The sequence below is a fragment of the Wolbachia endosymbiont of Drosophila leontia genome (assembly GCF_028981785.1).
GTDB classification, from domain to species: domain Bacteria; phylum Pseudomonadota; class Alphaproteobacteria; order Rickettsiales; family Anaplasmataceae; genus Wolbachia; species Wolbachia pipientis.
In genome coordinates, this window is the sequence record NZ_JAPQLK010000004.1 from 1 (window position 1) to 5,463 (window position 5,463).

6 protein-coding genes and 1 pseudogene are annotated in these 5,463 nt (G+C 35.7%); 4 read left to right on the forward strand and 3 right to left on the reverse strand.

The features are described 5' to 3' along the window. Window positions 1-264 precede the first annotated feature (264 nt). The 4 genes from rpsP (at window position 265) to trpS (ending at window position 3,229) form a co-directional block, all read left to right on the forward strand. Complete coding sequence (gene rpsP / locus OZD63_RS00100) at window positions 265-585, forward strand: 30S ribosomal protein S16 (protein ID WP_006279266.1); 321 nt, start codon at window positions 265-267, stop codon at window positions 583-585. A 10-nt stretch (window positions 586-595) separates the two neighbouring features. Further along, window positions 596-1,582 carry a polyprenyl synthetase family protein gene (locus OZD63_RS00105; protein WP_274979917.1) on the forward strand — a complete coding sequence of 329 codons (987 nt, stop codon included), beginning with the start codon at window positions 596-598 and terminating at the stop codon, window positions 1,580-1,582. A 61-nt stretch (window positions 1,583-1,643) separates the two neighbouring features. Then, window positions 1,644-2,213 (forward strand): nucleotide exchange factor GrpE, encoded by a 570-nt coding sequence (locus OZD63_RS00110; RefSeq protein WP_012673267.1) that lies wholly within the window; start codon window positions 1,644-1,646, stop codon window positions 2,211-2,213. Between the two features lie 17 nt (window positions 2,214-2,230). Next, window positions 2,231-3,229 carry a tryptophan--tRNA ligase gene (gene trpS / locus OZD63_RS00115; RefSeq protein WP_274979918.1) on the forward strand — a complete coding sequence of 333 codons (999 nt, stop codon included), beginning with the start codon at window positions 2,231-2,233 and terminating at the stop codon, window positions 3,227-3,229. Window positions 3,230-3,404: 175 nt separating this feature from the next. Here the strand turns inward: trpS and OZD63_RS00120 are convergent, their stop codons facing one another. The 3 genes and pseudogenes from OZD63_RS00120 to OZD63_RS00130 all read right to left on the reverse strand — a co-directional run. Then, complete coding sequence (locus tag OZD63_RS00120; RefSeq protein ID WP_275007753.1) at window positions 3,405-4,166, reverse strand: alpha/beta hydrolase; 762 nt, start codon at window positions 4,164-4,166, stop codon at window positions 3,405-3,407. Between the two features lies 1 nt (window position 4,167). Continuing rightward, window positions 4,168-4,695, reverse strand: coding sequence for a c-type cytochrome (locus OZD63_RS00125; protein WP_010082469.1), 528 nt, complete (start codon window positions 4,693-4,695; stop codon window positions 4,168-4,170). A 424-nt stretch (window positions 4,696-5,119) separates the two neighbouring features. Then, window positions 5,120-5,398 (reverse strand): annotated as a pseudogene (locus OZD63_RS00130) (IS4-like element ISWpi18 family transposase); the annotation flags it as partial. Window positions 5,399-5,463 lie beyond the last annotated feature (65 nt).

Consider the following 5,463-nt stretch of genomic DNA (forward strand, 5'->3'; position numbering starts at 1 on the left):
AAATGGCTATTTTATAATGAATTTTGTCAGTAGCCACCAGATTTTTTCAGTTCCTATGCAACAAAGCCATTCCAGTGTCAAGCACTGGAATGACACCATTTGCTGTGCAATTTACCTTCACAAATGAATTTTCGTATAGCTGTGCACCCGGCACTGCCCTACATTATTGGTAATTATATTACAAGGTGCAAAAGTTGTATAATTCATTTGACTTAAAACGGCTCATTGTATAAAATTGTGGCTAATATGTGAATAAAGGTTAACATGGCAGTTAAAATAAGGTTGGCGAGGTTTGGCGCAAAGAAACGCCCTTTTTATAGGATAGTTGTAGCCGATTCACGAGCACCAAGAGATGGGCGTTTTATTGAGAAAATAGGACAATATGATCCAATGTTACCAAAAGACAATAAAAATCGTGTTGTGGTGAAAGCTGATAGATTAAAACATTGGCTAAGTGTAGGCGCGCAGGCAACTGAAAGAGTACTGTGGTTTATCAAAAAAGGCATAGTAACTTTAGAAACAGAACCAAAGAAAACAGAAAAGAAGAAAGTAGAGAACGAGAAAGCACAAGGGCAAGAGGCATAAGTCTCTTAAAATGCTAAATACTGATTTAACAAACAGCGATAAATCAGACGATATTGTATCTTCTGATTTGTCAGCTATGAATGGCTTTGTCTTCAAAAATGTCAACGATGAAGATGCTAAGCTTGCTACTGATATTATATCTCATCTTGTTAGGTCAGGTGGAAAAAAAATAAGGCCTAAACTAGTTTTTATTATATGTAAAATGCTAAACTATTCTGGGGAGAATAGGATCAACGTTGCTGCATCGGTAGAGTTTATACACAATGCTACTTTACTTCATGATGATGTGCTCGATGAAAGTGAGGCACGCCATGGAGTTAAAACAGCGAATAAGATTTGGGGAAATAAATCAAGCATTTTAGTTGGTGATCTATTGTTGACTCTAGCATTTAGATGGCTTATAGAGTGTGGAAATTTAAATATTCTCTCTATTTTATCTAAGGCATCGCATTTACTTGTGAAGGGTGAAATAAAGCAGATGACAGCACGCTTTGACCCCCACACAGTCAGGGAAAATTATTTTGATATCATTGGAGAAAAGACAGCATCTTTATTTTCTGCATGCTGTGAAGCTGCATCAACAGTATCTGGTGCAACAAATGACGAAACAGAGAGGCTAAAGAATTTTGGTTTTAATTTTGGTATGGCATTTCAAATAGTTGATGATATGCTCGATTATACTGCTAATCAAGGCACTTCTGGAAAACAAGTCGGAAAAGACTTTTTCGAAGGTAAAGTCACCTTACCTGCTATTATAGCATACGAAAAGGGCAGTCCAGCAGAGCAAACATTCTGGGAAAAATGCTTTTCTTCAGCTAGACACAATTTTGACCAAGCATTACACTACATTAATCACCATAATGCCATTCAGCTTTCTATGGAAAAAGCTAGGCACTACATTAATATGGCACAAAATGATATTAGTACTTTTTCTGATTCTTTTTATAAAACTACTTTAATTAACTTTTTAAATGCGAGCATAGAAAGACGAATGTAGCTGGCGCTTGATATTTTCAGATTAATTGTTATATACTTATTAGATTCTTAAGGGTAATGATATGTCAGATAGCAGTAAGGAGAAAAAGAAGAAGTTTGCTGATATGGTAAGTAGGCAGAAAGGTGACGACCAACAAAGTGATAACCATAAGCAAACTGATGATTTAAATGAAGATCTCAATACATTAAAAGAACGTGCAGTTCAGCTTGAAGATCATTTACGCCGTGCTGTTGCAGATAATGAAAACGTCAAACGTATAATGCAAAAGCAAATTAGCGATGCAAGTGACTACGCAGTCACAAAACTTGCACGTGATATGATCGACTCGTGCGACAATTTAAAAAGAGTAATGGAAATTTTGAAAGACGGTGATCCCGTTCATGAGGGGATTAAAGTAGCTTATCAAAAAATTATAAATGATCTAAAAAAACATGGAATAGAGGAAGTAGATCCACTTGGTGAGCTTTTTGATAGTAATTTACACCAAGCTGTTGTGGAAAGAGAAGACAATGAAAAAAAGCCTGGCACCATTGTAGAAGTACTACAAACTGGTTATACTATCAAAAATAGGTTGCTCCGTCCTGCAATGGTTATTCTTTCTAAGAAATCTGCTGATTGTGGAAGCGATTAGCATGAGGTAAATGTATAATGACAAGTATTGTCTTTTCAGGTATCCAGCCAAGTGGCGTACTACATTTAGGTAATTATCTTGGTGCAATCAAACAGTGGATAGACTTACAGGATAAATACAAATCTCTTTTTTGTGTTGTCGACCTACACGCAATCACAGCAAACAAGCTTCCCGCAAGTGAATTAAAAAGTAATATTTTCAAAACAGCAGCAGCTTATATTGCATGCGGAATAGATCCAGAAAAGTCCATTATTTTTAGTCAGTCCACAGTTAGTGGTCATACAGAACTGGGCTGGATGCTTGGATGCTATACACCAATTGGTTGGCTTAATCGCATGACTCAATTTAAAGATAAAGCTGGCAGCGATAAACAAAAAGCCTCTCTTGGATTATATAGTTATCCAGTACTTATGGCTGCAGATATATTGTTGTATCAAACTAAATACGTTCCTGTTGGTGATGATCAAAAACAGCATTTGGAGCTTGCACGTGATATTGCATCAGCTTTTAACAATCATTATAAGCTGGATTATTTCATCGTACCTGAAATCTTAACTTTGGATTGCACATCAAGAATAATGAGCTTAAGGGATGGCACAAGCAAGATGAGTAAATCTGATCCTTCAGAACATTCGTGCATTAACCTTGATGATACGGATGACTTAATTGTCAAAAAAATAGAAAAAGCAAAAACAGATTCAATTCTAGGCTTTGCTACTTTAAAGTGCCGACCAGAAATAAGCAATTTGATAAACATTTATTCAGTGCTCAGTAATGTAAATGCGGAAAAAGTATGTGAAGAAGTGAACAAACATGACATGAAGCACTTCAAAAAAGAGTTAGCTGATTTAATTATCAGTGTTATATCACCCATACGTGAGAAAATGAATGATCTTTTAAAAGACCAATTCCATTTACATGAAATATTAAAAAAAGGCACAAAGAAAGCAGCAGAAATTGCAACCCATAATATAAAAGAAATCAAGGATATTATTGGATTTGCTCAATATCTGTAAGGTTCCAAAGTGTGATGGTGCGAACCGTCATACCGCCGCGGTATCTCAGCCGCTAACACGTAGCGGGATGACGGTTTTTCAAATTGTCGGTAAATCTAAGTCAGTTTAGCTATAGGCAGCAATTTTCTGTATTTATTTTAAGTTGAAGAAAGCTCAAATGAAAAATCGTGTTTTGCTAAAAATCACAGAATGCAGTCTGGTTACAAAATTCTCTAATGGTCTTAAATAAAACTTCCAGTGAATGATTGTCAGACATATTGTGCTCTGCTGATTTTATTAAGTGTACTTCAACATCGGTTGACTTAATTTTTTCAGCTAAATTCAATGAAGTTTGATAAGGAACATCTTTATCATTAATGCTATGCAGCAAGCGCACAGGACAGTTTATATCTATTGTCTTTTTGTTTAGAAGAAGGTTCTTTCTGCCATCTTCGATCAAATTTTTAGTTATTTTGTATGTACAATGCTCTGAAGTAAAATCTATTACACCTCTAGAATCTAGTTCTTCTTTTTGCTTGCCTGACAATTGCTTGAATATCAAATCTTCAGTAAAATCGGGAGCAGACGATATACCAATTAGTGCTGCAATTTTTTCTGGAAATTGAAGGGCAGTGAGCAACATCAGCCATCCTCCCATACTTGAACCTATAATTATTTGTTTATCGCTAGTTAATTCACTCATTACTTTAGCACAATTTTTTTGCCAATCACTTATCGCGTAATCAATAAAATTACCACTTGAATGACCGTGACCAAAATAATCAAATAGCACAAGTGCTACGTCATTTTCTTGGCAAAATTTGTAAATAGCAGTTGCTTTAGTTCCATCCATACTGGATGCAAATCCACCGAAAAAAACTACAGAAGCTTTCTTTCCTTGTAGCTTTCGATATGCTATGTGACCATTATTTCCATCAAACAATTTACAATAATCCATACTACTTTGGCAAAGCAACCGGGCTATCACTCAATTGATGCAAATAACTAACTAGATCTGCAATTTCTTGTGGATTGGAAATACCTGCAAATGCCATACGTGTACCTTTTATATAGGCTTTTGGGTTCTTTAAAAAGGCAAATAGCTCCTCATACCCCCATTTTCCACCTCTTTCAAGCACTGCTTTTGAGTAATTGAATGAGTTACCAAGATGGGCCTTTTTATTTCCAACTATGTTCCATAAGTTTGGTCCTACTTTATTCATTCCACCTTTCTCAAAACTATGGCAGGCTATACATTTTTTTGCTGCTGATTTACCTTTCTCAAAGCTAGCATTCTGCATGAGCGCTCCAATATCAAGCGCCACTTGCTCGATTTTTTGCTGGAACTCATTGCTGCCAGCAGCTACTATCGTTTGGTGTTCAATCTTATATTCTTCTGGACTGTAAAGCATATCAACTACATTACTAACTATCATAATGATTAGCCCAGAAAGTAAAATCGATGCTGCAATCTTATTAAGCTCCATAGTTAATTTTTATTAAGTAATGTTACTTAAATTATGCAAATATTTTCGCAAATAGCAACCAATTACCTTGAAGCTCGCTAAAGATGAGAGTCTCTATAGCTGACCCAAGAAAGGTTTTCCTACGTCCATACCGCCGCGAACCGTCATACCGCGATTCATTCGCGGTATCTCAGCCGCTAACAAGTAGCGGGATGACGAGGTTCACTGCCATTAAGTTAAGGAAAGAATGGTTAAAAACTGAACTAAAAAGTCAGAAATAATTAAGGATTTATGACAAATACTGAAACAGAATAGAGTAAACTTTAAAGCAGATAAACTCTGAAGTGTAAATTACTTAAGAAATAGTTTGTTTAGAAGTCATTTTACAGGAGCTATGGCAATAAGCTACCCAGTTATTATCAGAAGATATGAATACTACCTCTAGTCAAAATATGTGTTTTCTAACCCTTTTTTGGTAATTGAACGAACGAAGATAAGGTACCTTATGACGATCAACTTTCCTTCCCTTTCTTACCGCCAAAGTGTTCATCAAAAATAGCTTTGATAATTGATCCATAATGCAGTCAGTATCTGATTCCGTAGCAAAAATGTCGAAAGCCAAGTTTTTGATCGCGTTAAATGAGACAGATTTGTTAATGCTCCTCTTAAGCTTATCATCGGTTAAGTCCATATTCAACGCTTCTTCTACATCTTCTGTCATAAGAACCTGTTAAGGATCTCGAAAATATGAGGTAAAATAAGCATAGTTAAGAAAGAGGTATATCTATG